9 protein-coding genes are annotated in these 18,541 nt (G+C 54.4%); 8 read left to right on the top strand and 1 reads right to left on the bottom strand.

Annotated elements, in window-relative coordinates; all coding sequences use genetic code 11:
* Nucleotides 1-492: 492 nt before the first annotated feature.
* From ACZ9BB_RS02685 to ACZ9BB_RS02705, 5 genes are all read left to right on the top strand, one after another.
* The gene (locus tag ACZ9BB_RS02685; RefSeq protein WP_476212420.1) at nucleotides 493-2,652 is read left to right on the top strand and encodes a type I secretion system permease/ATPase; all 2,160 of its coding nucleotides are present in this window, start codon (nucleotides 493-495) and stop codon (nucleotides 2,650-2,652) included.
* A gap of 6 nt (nucleotides 2,653-2,658) precedes the next feature.
* Nucleotides 2,659-4,083 (top strand): HlyD family type I secretion periplasmic adaptor subunit, encoded by a 1,425-nt coding sequence (locus tag ACZ9BB_RS02690; RefSeq protein WP_476212421.1) that lies wholly within the window; start codon nucleotides 2,659-2,661, stop codon nucleotides 4,081-4,083.
* A 79-nt stretch (nucleotides 4,084-4,162) separates the two neighbouring features.
* A complete protein-coding gene (locus tag ACZ9BB_RS02695) occupies nucleotides 4,163-4,735 on the top strand; it encodes a hypothetical protein (protein WP_476212422.1) in 573 nt (190 codons plus the stop codon).
* A gap of 1,811 nt (nucleotides 4,736-6,546) precedes the next feature.
* Nucleotides 6,547-14,241, top strand: coding sequence for a calcium-binding protein (locus ACZ9BB_RS02700; RefSeq protein WP_476218179.1), 7,695 nt, complete (start codon nucleotides 6,547-6,549; stop codon nucleotides 14,239-14,241).
* A 236-nt stretch (nucleotides 14,242-14,477) separates the two neighbouring features.
* Entirely contained in the window at nucleotides 14,478-15,929 is a 1,452-nt protein-coding gene (locus tag ACZ9BB_RS02705) for a TolC family outer membrane protein (protein ID WP_476212423.1), read from the top strand.
* 222 nt (nucleotides 15,930-16,151) lie between these two features.
* Here the strand turns inward: ACZ9BB_RS02705 and ACZ9BB_RS02710 are convergent, their stop codons facing one another.
* Complete coding sequence (locus tag ACZ9BB_RS02710) at nucleotides 16,152-17,006, bottom strand: helix-turn-helix domain-containing protein (protein WP_476212424.1); 855 nt, start codon at nucleotides 17,004-17,006, stop codon at nucleotides 16,152-16,154.
* 412 nt (nucleotides 17,007-17,418) lie between these two features.
* Between ACZ9BB_RS02710 and ACZ9BB_RS02715 the strand changes: the two genes are divergently transcribed.
* The 3 genes from ACZ9BB_RS02715 to ACZ9BB_RS02725 all read left to right on the top strand — a co-directional run bounded on the left by ACZ9BB_RS02715 (nucleotide 17,419) and on the right by ACZ9BB_RS02725 (nucleotide 18,539).
* Nucleotides 17,419-17,622, top strand: a complete 204-nt coding sequence (locus ACZ9BB_RS02715) for a Flp family type IVb pilin (RefSeq protein WP_476212425.1) — start codon at nucleotides 17,419-17,421, stop codon at nucleotides 17,620-17,622.
* 154 nt (nucleotides 17,623-17,776) lie between these two features.
* Nucleotides 17,777-17,977 (top strand): Flp family type IVb pilin, encoded by a 201-nt coding sequence (locus ACZ9BB_RS02720; RefSeq protein WP_204124525.1) that lies wholly within the window; start codon nucleotides 17,777-17,779, stop codon nucleotides 17,975-17,977.
* Between the two features lie 31 nt (nucleotides 17,978-18,008).
* On the top strand, nucleotides 18,009-18,539 hold the full coding sequence (locus tag ACZ9BB_RS02725) for an A24 family peptidase (RefSeq protein ID WP_476212426.1): 531 nt from the start codon (nucleotides 18,009-18,011) through the stop codon (nucleotides 18,537-18,539).
* The last annotated feature ends 2 nt before the right edge of the window (nucleotides 18,540-18,541 follow it).

Here is an 18,541-nt window from a genome sequence, read left to right on the forward strand (position 1 = left end):
CATTTGAGCGGCGTTTTTTTATGCGCGTAAAAAACTGCCTCAACTTCCAAGGCTCTGCACCAGGCTATCGAGCACGGTGGTTGTGTCATCCATGCGCCTTTGACTGGTGCGACCGTTTGTTTCGAAAACCTCGGAAAAAATACAGCCTCAAGGACATGCATGGCTTGCACCTATTCGTCAGCTCGAAGGGCTCCCAAGTGCCGGCATTTTCGTTCAGTTGGCTGGGTGAACCGGTTCGAATTTCCAGCCGATAATCGCCGTTTAGTTTTCACTCTGGAGACATTTCCTGGATCGGCAGACGGTAGGTGAGAGTGGGATTAAAGGCACTAAAATGGGGCGTCGGAATGCAAATGGACGAGTAATCCTCATCGGCTTCTAAACAAAAAATACGGTGATAGCATTTTGATCTAAACGTTTCAAATTCACCCGGATTTCCTCGTCTACGCTCGCATTAGTGTCTCTTCGTCAGAGACAGAACCAAGCGGTGTGCATATGGGCGCGACTGTCGGTGAGGAAGAAGATGCAGTCGCAGAACTGCCGCCCGAGACAGTCGACACTGGACTGATTTGTCTAGTGATGCTCGCTCGTTTTCATAATGTAGCTGTCTCTGCGGAACAGCTCAGCCACGAGTACGTATCCCAGGGGCAGCCGTTCGGCAAAGCTGAAATTTTGCTGGCATCGCGCAAGCTGGAGTTCAAAGCCAAAGCGATCAAGACAACATTCGAGCGATTGGGACAAACCCCTTTACCCGCCATCGCCTGTGCCACGGACGGGCGATTCTTCATCATCGCCCGCCTTGATCAAGACAAGATCCTGATTCATAACCCAGAGTCGCTGCGCCCCGAAATTTTGAGTGCGCAACAGTTGCTGGCCAGGTGGCAGGGAGAGCTCATTCTGCTGCGCTCCCAGGCTTCGCAAGCCGCGGAACTGACCAGGTTCGATTTCACCTGGTTTATCCCGTCAATCGTCAAGTATCGAAAATTTCTGGGTGAAGTGCTGCTTGTATCCTTTGTGCTGCAGATTTTTTCGCTGCTCACGCCACTCTTTTTTCAGGTGGTGATGGACAAGGTCCTGGTACACCACGGACTCACCACGCTGGATGTTATCGCCGTCGGGCTGCTCGGGATCATGTTGCTCGAGACCGCATTGAGTGGTTTGAGAACCTATGTCTTCGCACACACTGCCAGCCGCATCGATGTGGAATTGGGATCTCGTTTGTTTCGCCACCTGGTCACACTTCCGTTGGCGTATTTCCAGGCCCGGCGAGTGGGTGACTCGGTGGCGCGGGTCCGTGAACTGGAACATATTCGGAGTTTTCTGACTGGCAATGCCATCACCCTGGTGCTGGATATCCTGTTCTCCGTGGTGTTTATCGCGGTGATGTTTTTCTACAGTGGCTGGCTGACGCTGATTGTCGTTGTTTCATTGCCGTTGTATGTACTGGTTTCGGTATTGATCATGCCTATGCTTCGCTCTCGCTTGAATGAGAGTTTTGCCCGGGGAGCGGAGAACCAGGCATTTCTGGTGGAGACAATCAACGGTATCGACACGCTCAAATCGATGTCGGTCGAACCGCAGATCACCCGCAAATGGGACAACCAGCTTGCCGCCTATGTGTCTGCCGGATTCAAGACACAGACCCTGTCGAATATTGCGAACGAAAGTGTCTCCCTGATTGGCAAGTTGGTGACGGTGGCCACTCTTTGGCTAGGCGCGCGGCTGGTTATTGACGGACAACTCTCGGTAGGCCAACTGATTGCGTTCAACATGTTGGCGGGGCGGGTTTCACAACCGATCATTCGCCTGGCTCAGTTGTGGACCAACTTCCAGCAGACGGGTGTATCGGTACAACGTCTGGGAGACATTCTGAATAGCCGCACCGAACTGTCCCAGGCCACCCGCAGCACCTTGCCGGCACTTAAAGGTCATGTGGAGTTTGACCAGGTTCAGTTTCGTTATCGACCAGACGGTTCGGAAGTATTGCGCGGAGTCAGTCTCAGTATCGAGGCCGGCGAGGTGTTGGGGGTGGTAGGTCGCTCCGGTTCCGGAAAAAGCACGCTGACGCGTTTGCTGCAGCGACTGTACGTCCCCGAGCGGGGACGTGTCCTGGTCGATGGCATGGACCTGGCGTTGGCCGACGTCTCTTCGTTACGCCGCCAGATCGGCGTGGTGCTGCAAGACAATATGCTGTTCAACCGCAGCATCCGCGAAAACATCGCCCTGACCGATCCCGGCGCTCCGCTGGAGTCGGTCATCCATGCAGCCAAAATGGCCGGGGCTCATGACTTCATTCTGGAGTTGCCGGAGGGTTATGACACCGTCGTGGGCGAGCACGGGGCTTCGCTGTCAGGTGGCCAGCGCCAGCGGATTGCGATTGCCCGAGCGCTTATAGGCAACCCACGGATTTTGATTTTCGATGAGGCCACCAGTGCCCTCGATTACGAATCCGAGCGAATCATCCAGCAGAACATGAAGGAGATCTGTAAAGGTCGCACGGTGATCATCATCGCCCATCGGCTTTCTGCCGTGCGCGATGCCAATCGCATTGCGGTTATGGACCGTGGCCAGATCGTGGAACAGGGTACTCACAGCGAACTGCTGGCGCTGCAAGCCGGTCATTACTCACGTTTGCACCGCTTGCAGCAAGGATGAATTGCCATGGGCCAACCTTCGGCAACCCGGGAATTACTGCGTCGTTACCATCATGTCTGGCGGCACGCATGGGGGCAGCGCAAGTTGTTGGACACGCCCCACCGTCTGCCTCATGAAGTGCAATTCTTGCCGGCCGCCCTGGCCTTGCAAGAGCAGCCGGTGCATCCGGCACCGCGCTACATACTGTTCGCAATCATGCTCTTTGCTGCCTTGGCATTGTTATGGGCATGCCTAGGGGAAATCGATGTGGTCGCCACGGCCACTGGCAAGGTAGTCGCCAGCGGCAGGAGTAAAACCATTCAGCCTAGCGAAGTAGCTGTGGTCAAGGCAATCCATGTCTACGATGGCGAACAGGTAAAGGCTGGAGATGTCCTTGTCGACCTGGATGCCAACGCGACAGGGGCCGATGTAAAACGCTTGAACAGCGACTTGTTGGCCGCCGAGGTAGATAGTGCCCGGGCTGGCGCAATGCTGGAGGCAATTGAAGCCCACAAGGAGCCCGGCTCTTTGACCGGCAAGATTGTGAATGCCGACCCGCTGCAGCAATTGGCTGCGCAGCGGTGGTTACAAGGCCAGTACCTTGAATTGCGCAGTGCCTTGGATCAGGTGGATGCGGAGATCGATCAGCGCTCCGCGGAAATTCTGTCGGCAACGGCCACCGTCGGATCATTGCGCAAGACCTTGCCCATCAGTCGACGCCTGGCCGAGGACTATCAGCTGCTGCTGGAGCAACAGTACGTACCCCGCCATGCCTACCTGGAGAAGCAACAGGCACTGCTGGACCTTGAGCGGGACATGGCCGTGCAGCAGGCGCGGGTCATCGAGTTGCAAGCCACAAAAAAAGAGGCACAGCGGCGTCGTGAAGGGATTCTTGCCCAGACCCGCCGAGCGATGCTCGATCTTCAGCAGCAATCCGAGCAAAAGGTCGCCTCACTGACTCAGGAAGTCAGAAAGGCTGAGCAGCGTGATCACCTGATGCACCTGACGGCCCCGGTGGATGGCACCGTTCAGCAATTGGCCATTCATACGGTTGGCGGAGTAGTGACGGCGGCCCAACCGTTGATGGTGATCGTGCCTAAGGACCAGCCGGTTGAAGTTGAAGCCATGCTGGAGAACAAAGACATCGGTTTTGTGCGTGCCGGACAGTCAGTTACGGTAAAAGTCGAAACATTTACGTTTACCAAGTATGGCGTGGTAGAGGGCGAGATTATCAGTGTTTCGAATGATGCGATAGAAGATGAAAAGCGCGGGCTTTTATATAGCATCAGGATTCGATTGTTGAAAGACAAGATTGTGGTGAAGGGTCAGGATATTAAGCTGGTACCTGGAATGTCAGTTGCCACTGAGGTGAAAACGGATAAACGAAGAGTGATAGATTATTTGCTGAGCCCTTTGGAGCGGAATTTAAAAGAAGGAATGAGGGAGCGTTAGCTTAGTTTGTATTGAGTCGTGCTTTAGAAAGTGGGTGGATGTCTCGAGCAGAATACACAGGTATCAGAGAGGTAAGGTTATGTCTGATGACAGTGGTGGACACGGTAGAGTAAGTATCTTTTTTCCTGTTTTCAATATAAGGCAGGCAAAGCTGGTGATTGTATTGCTTATCCTTTTACTGGTTATGGTCTGCTCCCTTGTGCCAGATACGGCTAAGGAAGGATGGTGGTTGCTAGTCCAGCAGATGATCTTGGTTGGATACAAGGATATTGGGAATCTTAGTGAAGGGTCAAGTTATAGATTGGTAGTAATAGTTGGTTTTTCTATGGCGGTTATTCTGTCTTGGGTTGCTGCCATTGTGCTGTCGTTGACTCGTCTTCATATGCATGCGTTTCAGGCTATTGAGAGAAAAAGCTATTTGTCAAGAATTTCGACTGTTGTGGTCATACTAGTGCTTTTGTTACTTCCTATTTTTCAAGCGCTGCCAAACAATGATTTTAACTTCTCATATCATGTGTTTAAGGCGATGTGGGAAAGTAGATTTTTGATAATTGGAGCGAGCGTTGTGTATTTTTTGCTCTCTATGGTGCTTTGGGTTCTGGTTTTATTTGAGGTTTCTAACTTTCTGGGTCGGAGGTCGTTATGGATATAAGGACTGCTGAGGCGATTTTTAATAAAATTCAGGCGGATAGTGCGCAGAGCGGAGGTCCCTCAAATTATTGGACGGGGCTCAGCGCGGCAATTTCAAGTTCATCCAAACTTTTAGTCACTTACGCAACTGCTACTGCAGCGGATTATGAAAGAATTGGCCGCGAATCATTGGATTTGGCATCTGATTATGCCAGAGGACTATCGAGCCTTGCTGAGGGAATGGGTAACGCAGCCGACCGTGCCATCTTTGAAGATGGAGCCTCGGGTATGGCTGAAACCATCGACAGAATTCGGGCTGGTGGGACTCAGGCTTATGTTAAGTATGGGGAACAAATAGCAACGATTGCCAAAGAGTCAAGGAGGGCTGGGTTGGCCGAAGCAGGAGGGCGAGTTGTAGATGTTGTAACTCTCGTCGTAACCGGTAAGGCTGCAATCGACACAGGAAACTGGGACGAGTTTGGTGCTGCTGCCGCAGGGATTGTCGCTTCAACAGCTGTTAGTATTATGGTAAGGGGGGGTATTTCGCTATTAGCCACGGCTCTAGGGCTCGCTGGAGCCCCTGTAGTATTGACTAGTTTTCTAATGGTTGGGCTCGCCGCCCTCATTGCTGATAGGGCAGGCAGTGCTATATTTACTTGGTTAAAAAATGCTACTAATTCAATGATCGAAGAGCTACAGGCTACCTTCGGTGTAGCGGAAAAGACAGTAAGTCCATTGATTCTTGACTTGGATGGTGATGGTATCGAGACATTGTCTTCGAAGAATGGTGTGTACTTTGATCACGACGGTAACAGATTTGCCGAGAGAAGTGGCTGGGTAGGAAAAGATGATGGGCTATTGGTATGGGATCGAAATGGAAATGGCCAAATCGATGATGGTAGTGAGCTTTTCGGGAATTACACCAGGTTGGCCACTGGTCAGAATGCTGCCAATGGGTTCGCGGCATTGGCTGATTTGGATAGTAATCATGATGGAAAGGTCGACGCTAATGATGTTGCGTTTGCCCAATTACGAGTATGGAAAGACAGCAATAGCGATGCGAAACTTGATAGTGGCGAGCTGTTAAGCCTTGGCGAAGCTAATGTTGAGAGCCTTGGCGTGAGTTATGCTGACGGAAACAGGACTGATGCTCAAGGTAATAAAGTATTACAAACGGGTAGCTATACTGATACTAGCGGTGTATCGCATGGCTTAGATGATGTTTGGTTTGTCGTGGACACTGCGCGAACTATAGATCTGAACAAAATCATCCTAGGGGAAGGGGGAGATGCTTCAGTCGATATGAGTGGGTTTGGTAATGTGGCAGACCTTAGTCAGGCAATATTACGCGATTCAAGTGGGCAACTTAAAAAGTTGGTTGATGATTTTGCAGTGGAAACAGATACTGCGAATAGATATTCGTTATTGGATCAAATCATATTTGCGTGGAGCGGGGCCGCGGCATATAGCTCAATTAGTCGTGGTGGCTATATTGATGATGGGCGCAAACTCTATGCCGTAGAGGCGTTTTTGGGGCGAGCCTTCATTCAGTCAGCCGGTATCAACGAGGGTACCGGTAACCCGGGACCTAATGCTGCTGCAAAATTGATGCAGGTATATGGCCAATTGGCTGGTTTTATTTATTCGGATCTTATGTTGCAGACTCATTTTAGATCCTTAATTGGAACAATTGATCTGAGTTTTGTAGATTATAAATTTGAACTGGACGTTACTCGGATGGTCGAGCAGTTGCGAGCGATGTACAATGAAAATTCTGTATATGGTGCGCAAGTAATGTCCGAGTTTTCTCGGTCTTTGCTGGATGCGGGTGAAATGGGGGCATCGATATTGACTCAGCTGCGGCAAGCGGGTGATGTGAATGTTCCAGGATTCAGCTATCTACTGGCCAATGTTGGATTTTTGCTGGGTGGATTAACTAATGACGAATTATATGGAGATGAACATAACAATATTCTTATCGGTCTGACAGGTCAGGACACGTTATATGGTGGTGCTGGTGACGATATTCTGGAAGGTGGGGCGGGCAACGACTATCTGAGTGGCGATGCGGGGTCCGACATTTATCGATTCAATCGGGGGTGGGGGCAAGACACACTTAATAATTTTGATGATGGAGCTGGTAGGAGCGACTTCGTCGAGTTTGGTGCGGATATAGCGCCGGCTGAAATTGTTGTCACTCGCTCGGGCGATAGTTTATTTCTTGCTCTAGGAGGGGGGGCTGACAGAGTAAAAATAGTCAATTATTTTTATAATGATGGAGTTAGTGCCTATCACGTGGAAGGGATCCGCTTTGCTGATGGTACGGTATGGAACCTCGAACAAATCAAGGTCATGGTCGCTGCCAGCACTACGGGCGATGACGAAATTCATGGTTACGCCTCATCCGACTCTCTGAGTGGTGGACTGGGTAACGACAGCTTGTATGGAGCCCAAGGTGAGGACGCACTCAATGGAGGAGGGGGCGATGACTACCTGGAGGGAAATGCGGGCTCCGATGTCTATTACTTCAACCTCGGCGATGGACAAGATGTAATAAATGAAAACTCTGAAAACTTCGGAGATATAGATGTTTTGCGTTTTGGTGCAGGGATAAACCCTATAGATATAAGCGTTAGCATCCAAGGAGGGAGCTTACTGTTGCAGCATGGTAATGGCGAAGATCAAGTGATTGTTCTCAACTGGTTCAACCAGGCATATTCCCGTTATCAAGTGGAGAGGATCGAGTTTGCTGATGGAACTGTCTGGACTAGTACTCAGCTTACAAGTGCCTTGCTAAACAGGACAGGCACTGAGGGCGATGATGTTTTTACAGGTGCTACTACCAACGTTGATCATAATTTCTCAGGGGGAGGAGGTAATGACACGCTGACCACTGGTTCCGGTAACGACCAGCTCGAAGGCGGTACCGGTAACGACGTGCTGAACGGCGGCCGAGGCTCCGACCTGTACCTGTTCAACCTCGGTGACGGACAGGATGTCATCAACGATGACAACAGCTTCTACCTCTATGGCGGCGTCGATGTCTTGCGGTTTGGCGCGGGGATCCTGGCCACGGACATCACTGCCAGCCGTGCCGGCACCAGCCTGGTGCTGAGTCATGGCAATGGACAGGACAAGGTCACGATCACCAACTGGTTCACCGAGAACACCGGACGCTACCAGCTGGAACGGATCGAGTTCGCCGATGGCACGGTGTGGACCAGCACGGCCTTATCCGCCCAATTGCTGCAACTCACGGGCGGCACGGGTGACGATGTGCTCACTGGTATCAGTGCCGACTTTACCCAGGTCCTGGTTGGCGCTGGCGGCAACGATACGCTGATGGCCGGTTCGGGGAATGACCAGCTCGAAGGCGGTACCGGTAACGATGTATTGAATGGCGGCCGAGGCTCCGACCTGTACCTGTTCAACCTCGGAGATGGACAGGATGTCATCAACGATGACAACAGCTCCTACCTCTACGGCGGCGTCGACGTCTTGCGGTTTGGTACGGGCATCCTGGCCACGGACATCACTGCCAGCCGTGCCGGCACCAGCCTGGTACTCAGCCATGGCAATGGTCAAGATCAGGTCACGCTCACCAACTGGTTCACCGAAAACTCCGGACGCTACCAGCTGGAGCGGATCGAGTTTGCCGACGGCACGGTGTGGACCAGCGCGGCCTTGTCCGCCCAGTTGCTGCAGCTCACGGGCGGCGCGGGTAACGATGTGCTCACTGGCGTGAGTGCGGCCTTCAGTCACGTGTTATCCGGTGGAGGGGGCAATGACACCCTGACCGCCGGTGCGGGGAGTGACCAGTTCAACGGGGGCACGGGGAACGATGTGTTGAACGGCGGCCAAGGTTCCGATTTGTACCTCTTCAACCTCGGAGATGGGCAGGACGTCATCAATGATGACAACTCCTTCTATAGCGGTGTCGATGTCTTGCGGTTTGGCGCGGGTATCCTGACCACGGACATCACTGCCAGCCGCTCCGGCACGAGCCTGGTGCTGAGTCATGGCAATGGACAGGACAAGGTCACGATCACCAACTGGTTCGCCGAAAACTCCGGACGTTACCAGCTGGAACGGATCGAGTTTGCCGACGGCACGGTGTGGACCAGCGCGGCCTTGTCAGCACAACTGCTGCAGCTTACGGGCGGTGCAGGTGACGATGTGCTCACTGGTATCAGTGCCGACTTTACCCAGGTCCTGGTTGGCGCTGGCGGCAACGATACGCTGACGGCCGGTTCGGGGAATGACCAGCTCGAAGGCGGTACCGGTAACGATGTATTGAATGGCGGCCGAGGCTCCGACCTGTACCTGTTCAACCTCGGAGATGGGCAGGACGTCATCAACGATGACAACTCCTTCTATAGCGGTGTCGATGTCTTGCGGTTTGGCGCGGGCATCCTGGCGACGGACATCACTGCCAGCCGTTCCGGCACCGGCCTGGTACTCAGCCATGGTAATGGTCAAGATCAGGTCACGCTCACCAACTGGTTCACCGAAAACTCCGGGCGCTACCAACTGGAGCGGATCGAGTTTGCCGACGGCACGGTGTGGACCAGCGCGGCCTTGTCAGCACAACTGCTGCAGCTTACGGGCGGTGCAGGTGACGATGTGCTCACTGGTATCAGTGCCGACTTTACCCAGGTCCTGGTTGGCGCTGGCGGCAACGATACGCTGACGGCCGGTTCGGGGAATGACCAGTTCGAAGGGGGGACGGGGAACGATGTATTGAACGGCGGCCAAGGCTCCGATCTGTACTTGTTCAACCTCGGAGATGGGCAGGACGTCATCAACGATGACAACTCCTTCTATAGCGGCGTCGATGTCTTGCGGTTTGGCGCGGGTATCCTGACCACGGACATCACTGCCAGCCGCTCCGGCACGAGCCTGGTGCTGAGTCATGGCAATGGACAGGACAAGGTCACGCTCACCAACTGGTTCACCGAAAACAGCGGGCGTTACCAGCTGGAACGGATCGAGTTCACCGACGGCACGGTGTGGACCAGCGCGGCCTTGTCCACCCAGCTGCTGCAGCTCACGGGCGGCGCGGGTAACGATGTGCTCACCGGCGTGAGTGCGGCCTTCAGTCACGTGTTATCCGGTGGAGGGGGCAATGACACGCTGACCGCCGGTGCGGGGAATGACCAGTTCGAAGGGGGCACGGGGAACGATGTATTGAATGGCGGCCAAGGCTCCGACCTGTACCTGTTCAACCTCGGAGATGGGCAGGACGTCATCAACGATGACAACTCCTTCTATAGCGGCGTCGATGTCTTGCGGTTTGGCGCGGGTGTCCTGACCACGGACATCACTGCCAGCCGTTCCGGCACGAGCCTGGTGCTGAGTCATGGCAATGGACAGGACAAGGTCACGCTCACCAACTGGTTCACCGAAAACAGCGGGCGTTACCAGCTGGAACGGATCGAGTTCGCCGACGGCACGGTGTGGACCAGCGCGGCCTTGTCCGCCCAGTTGCTGCAGCTCACGGGCGGCGCGGGTGACGATGTGCTCACTGGCGTCGGTAGTAATCAAGCTCAAATCATAAGAGGTGGCGGCGGCAACGATACGCTAACCGCCGGCACCGGCGATGACCTGCTTGAAGGCGGCACGGGGAACGATGTATTGAATGGCGGCCGAGGCTCCGACCTGTACCTGTTCAACCTCGGAGATGGGCAGGACGTCATCAACGATGACAACTCCTTCTATAGCGGTGTCGATGTCTTGCGGTTTGGCGCGGGCGTCCTGGCGACGGACATCACTGCCAGCCGTTCCGGCACCGGCCTGGAGCTGAGCCATACTAATGGCCAGGACAAGGTCACGATCACCAACTGGTTCACCGAAAACTCCGGACGTTACCAGCTGGAACGGATCGAGTTTGCCGACGGCACGGTGTGGACCAGCGCGGCCTTGTCCGCCCAGTTGCTGCAGCTCACGGGCGGCGCGGGTAACGATGTGCTCACTGGCGTGAGTGCGGCCTTCAGTCACGTGTTATCCGGTGGAGGGGGCAATGACACCCTGACCGCCGGTTCGGGGAATGACCAGTTCGAAGGGGGCACGGGGAACGATGTATTGAATGGCGGCCAAGGCTCCGACCTGTACCTGTTCAACCTCGGAGATGGGCAGGACGTCATCAACGATGACAACTCCTTCTATAGCGGTGTCGACGTCCTGCGGTTTGGCGCGGGTATCCTGGCCACGGACATCACTGCCAGCCGCTCCGGCACCAGCCTGGTACTCAGCCATGGTAATGGTCAAGATCAGGTCACGCTCACCAACTGGTTCACCGAAAACTCCGGACGCTACCAGCTGGAGCGGATCGAGTTTGCCGACGGCACGGTGTGGACCAGCGCGGCCTTGTCCGCCCAGTTGCTGCAGCTCACGGGCGGCGCGGGTAACGATGTGCTCACTGGCGTGAGTGCGGCCTTCAGTCACGTGTTATCCGGTGGAGGGGGCAATGACACCCTGACCGCCGGTGCGGGGAGTGACCAGTTCAACGGGGGAACGGGGAACGATGTGTTGAACGGCGGCCAAGGTTCCGATTTGTACCTCTTCAACCTCGGAGATGGGCAGGACGTCATCAATGATGACAACTCCTTCTATAGCGGTGTCGATGTCTTGCGGTTTGGCGCGGGTATCCTGACCACGGACATCACTGCCAGCCGCTCCGGCACGAGCCTGGTGCTGAGTCATGGCAATGGACAGGACAAGGTCACGCTCACCAACTGGTTCACCGAAAACAGCGGGCGTTACCAGCTGGAACGGATCGAGTTCGCCGACGGCACGGTGTGGACCAGCGCGGCCTTGTCCGCCCAGTTGCTGCAGCTCACGGGCGGCGCGGGTGACGATGTGCTCACTGGCGTCGGTAGTAATCAAGCTCAAATCATAAGAGGTGGCGGCGGCAACGATACGCTAACCGCCGGCACCGGCGATGACCTGCTTGAAGGCGGCACGGGGAACGATGTATTGAATGGCGGCCGAGGCTCCGACCTGTACCTGTTCAACCTCGGAGATGGGCAGGACGTCATCAACGATGACAACTCCTTCTATAGCGGTGTCGACGTCCTGCGGTTTGGTGCGGGCATCCTGGCGACGGACATCACTGCCAGCCGTTCCGGCACCGGCCTGGTGCTGAGCCATACTAATGGCCAGGACAAGGTCACGCTCACCAACTGGTTCACCGAAAACTCCGGACGTTACCAGCTGGAACGGATCGAGTTTGCCGACGGCACGGTGTGGACCAGCGCGGCCTTGTCCGCCCAGTTGCTGCAGCTCACGGGCGGCGCGGGTAACGATGTACTCACTGGCGTGAGTGCGGCCTTCAGTCACGTGTTATCCGGTGGAGGGGGCAATGACACGCTGACCGCCGGTGCGGGGAATGACCAGTTCGAAGGGGGGACGGGGAACGATGTATTGAACGGCGGCCAAGGCTCCGATCTGTACTTGTTCAACCTCGGAGATGGGCAGGACGTCATCAACGATGACAACTCCTTCTATAGCGGTGTCGATGTCCTGCGGTTTGGTGCGGGCATCCTGGCAACGGACATCACTGCCAGCCGCTCCGGCACCAGCCTGGTACTCAGCCATGGTAATGGTCAAGATCAGGTCACGCTCACCAACTGGTTCACCGAAAACTCCGGACGCTACCAGCTGGAGCGGATCGAGTTTGCCGACGGCACGGTGTGGACCAGCGCGGCCTTGTCCGCCCAGTTGCTGCAGCTCACGGGCGGCGCGGGTAACGATGTGCTCACTGGCGTGAGTGCGGCCTTCAGTCACGTGTTATCCGGTGGAGGGGGCAATGACACGCTGACCGCCGGTGCGGGGAATGACCAGTTCGAAGGGGGCACGGGGAACGATGTATTGAATGGCGGCCAAGGCTCCGACCTGTACCTGTTCAACCTCGGAGATGGGCAGGACGTCATCAACGATGACAACTCCTTCTATAGCGGCGTCGATGTCTTGCGGTTTGGCGCGGGTGTCCTGACCACGGACATCACTGCCAGCCGTTCCGGCACGAGCCTGGTGCTGAGTCATGGCAATGGACAGGACAAGGTCACGCTCACCAACTGGTTCACCGAAAACAGCGGGCGTTACCAGCTGGAACGGATCGAGTTCGCCGACGGCACGGTGTGGACCAGCGCGGCCTTGTCCGCCCAGTTGCTGCAGCTCACTGGCGGCGCGGGTGACGATGTACTCACCGGTGTGAGCGCGGCCTTCAATCACGTGCTGTCCGGTGGTGGGGGCAATGACACCCTGACCGCCGGTGCGGGGAGTGACCAGTTCAACGGGGGCACGGGGAACGATGTATTGAATGGCGGCCAAGGCTCTGATCTGTACCTGTTCAACCTCGGAGATGGGCAGGACGTCATCAACGATGACAACTCCTTCTATAGCGGCGTCGATGTCTTGCGGTTTGGCGCGGGTATCCTGACCACGGACATCACTGCCAGCCGCTCCGGCACGAGCCTGGTGCTGAGTCATGGCAATGGACAGGACAAGGTCACGCTCACCAACTGGTTCACCGAAAACAGCGGGCGTTACCAGCTGGAACGGATCGAGTTCACCGACGGCACGGTGTGGACCAGCGCGGCCTTGTCCACCCAGCTGCTGCAGCTCACGGGCGGCGCGGGTAACGATGTGCTCACCGGCGTGAGTGCGGCCTTCAGTCACGTGCTATCCGGTGGTGGGGGCAATGACACCCTGACCGCCGGTGCGGGGAATGACCAGTTCGAAGGGGGCACGGGGAACGATGTATTGAATGGCGGCCAAGGCTCCGACCTGTACCTGTTCAACCTCGGAGATGGGCAGGACGTCATCAACGATGACAACTCCTTCTATAGCGGTGTCGACGTCCTGCGGTTTGGCGCGGGTATCCTGACCACGGACATCACTGCCAGCCGTTCCGGCACCAGCCTGGTGCTGAGTCATCGCAACGGTCAGGATCAGATCACGCTCACGAACTGGTTCACCGAAAACTCCGGACGCTACCAACTGGAGCGAATAGAGTTTGCGGATGGAGTTTTTTGGAGTAGTTCTCAAGTGACCTCGAGAGCAAGCACCGCGGGTAACGATGTGATTATTGGCGCCAGTAGCAACGATCGTTTGCAGGGGGGGAAGGGTAATGACAGTCTGCAGGGCGGCGATGGCAGCGATACCTATGTTTTTACTGCCGGAGACGGCCAGGACACGATCAACAACCTATCCAGTACTCCGGGAGATACCGATGTGTTGAGCATCGAGGGTATCAGCAACCAGAACCTCTGGTTCTCCCATGAGAACAATAACCTGGTGATCGATGTGACGGGTTCTGAAGATCGCATTACCATTCAGAACTGGTACAGCAACACTGCGCAACAGATCGATGTGATTCAGGCTGGAAGTACGGCGTTGTATGCCAATGCGGTAGACAATCTGGTCAACGCTATGGCCGCTTTCGGGCCGCCGGCAGGGGGTGAAATCAGTCTAACTCAAGCTCAGCGTGATCAAGTCAATGTGGTGATTGCAACAAACTGGCAGTAGCAGGCTGGACAAGCGTGTAAGGTCTGCTGATGGGGACCTTACACGTCATTCAGCAACTGACCTCTGTCGGTAGTCGTAAAGCAAGAACTCCAGTAGCGCTAAAATGCTTTCGAATCTATCAGGCTTAGTAATGACCACAACCCCTGTCTTTAGCTTCTGCAATCCGCATGGATTAAGATCAGTTTCGGCCCCCTCGCTTTTTGGTTGCCTTTCAGCTTTTCAAAAAGGGTTTGCTCATGAGCCGTGCCTGTTGCGTCATCGTGATTGTCTGCCTAATCTCGCCATCCGCATTTTCACTGGAAACCCGCTATCACACTGCTGAGCGAGCAAAGTTGATGGAGGTATATCGCGAAGCCGTGATGCACGACTCGGAATTGGCCGCAGCAAGGGCGGATTTCGAGGCACGTCGTGAAACGGTTCCACAGGCTCGAGCTAATCTGCTACCTACTATCAGTAGTGGTGCAACCGTCGAGTCCACACGCCTTGTGCGTGATGAACCACAACTGACGCGAGTGCGCAGCGGCACCACATTTCAGGCAAATCTCAAGCAACCGTTGTTTAATGCAGAGTTTTGGTTTGGGCTGAAGGCTGCCGAAGCAACAACGAGCCAAGCTTCTTTGGAGTTGTCTGCCAAAGAACAGGAGCTGATTCTAAAAAGTGCCGAAACATATTTCGAAACATTGCGAGCCTCTGATGAACGAGCGGCTTCCGAAGCGGAGGAAATCGCCCTGAAGCAACAGATGGATCAAGCCCAGGCGCGGCTCAAAGGCGGGCTTTCCAGTATCACTGATGTATTGGATGCACAGGCGGCCTTCGACAATGCCCAAGCCAATCGCAAGCTTGCCGAGCGCAAGGTAGATGATGCGTTTGAGCAAATGGTGCGTCTGACTAATCATAATTATGAAAGTATAGAAGGCATCCAGCACAAGTTGCCTGTACTACCCCCGGTGCCCGAGGACGCGAAAACTTGGGTAGATGCGGCAGTGCGACAAAATCTCATGCTGCAAGCCAGCAATCACGCTGTGCAGGCAGCGGAGGAAACCCTGAGCCAAAGGCAAGCGGGGCATGCACCGACGCTAGACGCGGTAGCCTCTTATCGCAAGGGTGATAACGATAGTTTCGGCTATAGTAATCCCACCGATTTTGGACGCAACGGCTACCAGGGAAACGTATCTCAAAGTTCTATTGCTTTGCAGGTCAATGTTCCGTTGTACAGCGGTGGTCGAGTCAACTCCCAAACACGAGAGTCTTATAAACGCCTTACGCAAAGTGAAGAGTTGAGAGAGACGCAACGACGCGAAGTGGTCCTCAATACTCGCAATTTTTACCGAGCCGTAAACTCGGACATAGAACAGATTTTAGCCCGAAAAAAGACAATCCTGTCCAGTCAACGTTCATTGAAAGCTTCTAAGGTGGGGGCCGATATTGGTACGCGTAATACTGTCGATGTACTCAATGCACAGCGTCAGCTATTCAATGCCGTTCGGGATTATAACAACGCCCGGTATGACTACATTCTGAATAATTTGCGCTTGAAGCAAGCAGCGGGGACTCTGAGCCCTTTGGATCTGCAAAATCTAGCTCAATATCTTAAGGCAGATTATGAGCCTCGAAACGATTTTTTGCCGCCGGAGCTAACCCCTGAAGATTTTAAGCAAAGAGAAAATATGCTTTCAAAGCCAATGTGACTATAGATAAGCTATTAAATGGAAAGAGGCGGCAAATTCCTGCGAGAGTAAATCTGGCAGAGATCATCAATGTCGTCCATCGAAAGGTCGGTCAGTTGTACAAAGCTCTCACGAGAACTGAGTCCATTCCTGTATCAGGAATCAAATAAACCTCCCAGGTTTTAATAGGTCGGATACTAGATGTGAGTCTCGTTTCCCGCATAAAACTCAAAAAAACCTGCCTCAACTTCCGAGGCTCTGCACCAGATTCTCGAGCACTTCAGCGGTTGTATCCTCCAGTGCGGGTTGCGCTGCTACCGCTCTAAGTTGACGCGCCAAACGATATTCGCTGGGTGTGCAGTTGGCGAATTGCTTGAAGGCACGAGCGAAGTAGGAAGGGTCCTTGAAGCCGGCCTCATAGCCGATGCTGGTAATCGGCATCTGGCTGTTGTCGAGCAGGTGCTTGGCGAAGCTCATGCGCTTGTCCAGGATGTAATCGGTGAAGCCAACGCCATTGGCTTCCTTGAACAGACGGCTGAAACGAAAGGTCGTCATGCCGCAGCGCTTGGCCAAATCCCTCTGATCGATGCTGTCCCGAAAGTGCTGCTCGATGTACAGCATGACGTTGCTCAGCGCCTGGTGTTTTTGGTGGCCAGAGGTCAGCCGGATGCTTTCCGGCAGGGTCGGGGAGTGGTCGATCAGCGATGTATTGCCATTTCGGCGCCACTCACAGAGTTGCACCAGCGCCACCAGGTAGCGCTTCCTCTCAGTGGCCGAGAATGGCAGCACCATGTATTCCCAGACACTGGAGCGCATGGCCCAGACGGCCAGTTCTTCCGAATGTTGGACGGTGAACATGGTGATCGGGATGGTGGGGGTGGTGCGTTTGATCTCCAGCAATAGCCTCAAGCCTGGCGTGTCAGGGCGATCGAAATGGATGCAGATCATGTCTGCCTGTTCACCGCTGGGCAGCACGGAGTTTTTCGCCAATCTGCAGTCGCAGGTGCTCTCGAACTGCGCGATGAGTTCCTTTGTGGAACGATCGTGAGTCAGATCGAACCACAGCAGCGATGGCCTTCTGGTCAAATTGGACGTCATGTCTCTACTCTGTGGTTCTACGTGCCCCTCTTCGCTGAGTAGTATTGCTAATGTGCTATCACTTAGCAGACTAAATGCTGATAAGAAAAACGAAATTTAGTTCTATTCGCTCTATGTGTTGCCTGGCAATCAGCCCGGAACGACTGTTTTGTTGATGTGTTCTCCACGTGCCCGGTATCAACCGCTCGTCGCTTGTGAATCAGCGGCAATCGCCTGTGCAATCCGGGCCTTGTTTTACCCCTCCTGCTACTAGTGCAAAGGCCAATGACCCTCATTTGGCCTTCCCGCAAAAAAGTCCTAGTGATGTGCAAAATCTTCCTAACGCCCATGCCTTGCCCCTGACTAGGGTTGCATCAGGCAGCGCAGAACGTACTGCCTCCGGAAAAAACAACATTCGAGTGAGGTGGGCAAAATGATCATGCAAACAATCAAGGCTTCGGTAGTGAAGTTCATCAAAGATGAGGATGGCCTGACCATTGTGGAATATGCGGTGGCGGGTGGGTTGATTACGGTAGGTGTTGTCGTGGCGTTCACTACCCTTGGAAAAAATGTGAATGTCCAAATCAAGGCACTGTGTAATGCCCTTACTGCTAACGGCGGGACAGCTTGCCCATAACGATGATTCCGGTGGGGGAGACGGGGTGATGTCCATCAAGTAGTTCGTGCCTCTATTTTGCTGATAGGGCTACCGGATATTTTTCTAAGTGGGCTTCGCTTCGTCTCTGCCAATGTATGTTTTGAGCAGTATGGCCGCTAGAGAGGTGAGCAAAATGATTCTGCAAACCATCAAAACTTCGGTACTGAAGTTCATCAAAGACGAGGATGGCCTGACCATTGTGGAATACGCGGTGGCGGGTGGGTTGATTACGGTTGGTGTTGTCGTGGCGTTCACTACCCTTGGGCAAAATGTGAATGTCCAAATCAAGGCGCTATGCAATGCCATTGCCACTAACGGTGGTACAGCTTGCTGATAACGATAATTCCTGCCAGGGGAGACGCGCCATGTCCATGGAATTGCTGGTATCGACAGTTGTACTGCTAGGACTGCTGGGCGTCGCGGTGGTGAGCGATCTGCTTCGCCACCGTATCCCCAACATGCTGGTTCTGTTGGGTCTTGTTCTGGGATTGGCCGGTCAGACTTATTCAGGTGGTTTCAGCGGATTGGGTGACAGCCTGTTAGGTATGCTGATCTGTTTTGGGCTGTTTCTGCCCATGTACGCCGTAGGTGGCATGGCCGCTGGCGACGTCAAGTTGATGGCAATGGTCGGTAGTTTGTTGCCGGTCCATTACGCGTTGTGGGCTGCCTTGTTCAGCCTGATTGCCGGCGGCGTATGCGGTTTTTTGATCGTACTGGTTCGCGGTCAATTACTTCAGACCCTGGGGCGCTATTGGCTGATTCTGATAGCGCAAGCGTATCTGGCGCCCACTTCGGATGAAGTAGCCGGCAAGCCTTTTCCTTATTCGGTTGCAATCTTGATAGGCACTTTGAACAGCGTCTACTGGCAACTCGTTGCCGGTGGATTGGGAGGTTAGTC

Source organism: Pseudomonas sp. TE3552 (assembly GCF_056278945.1).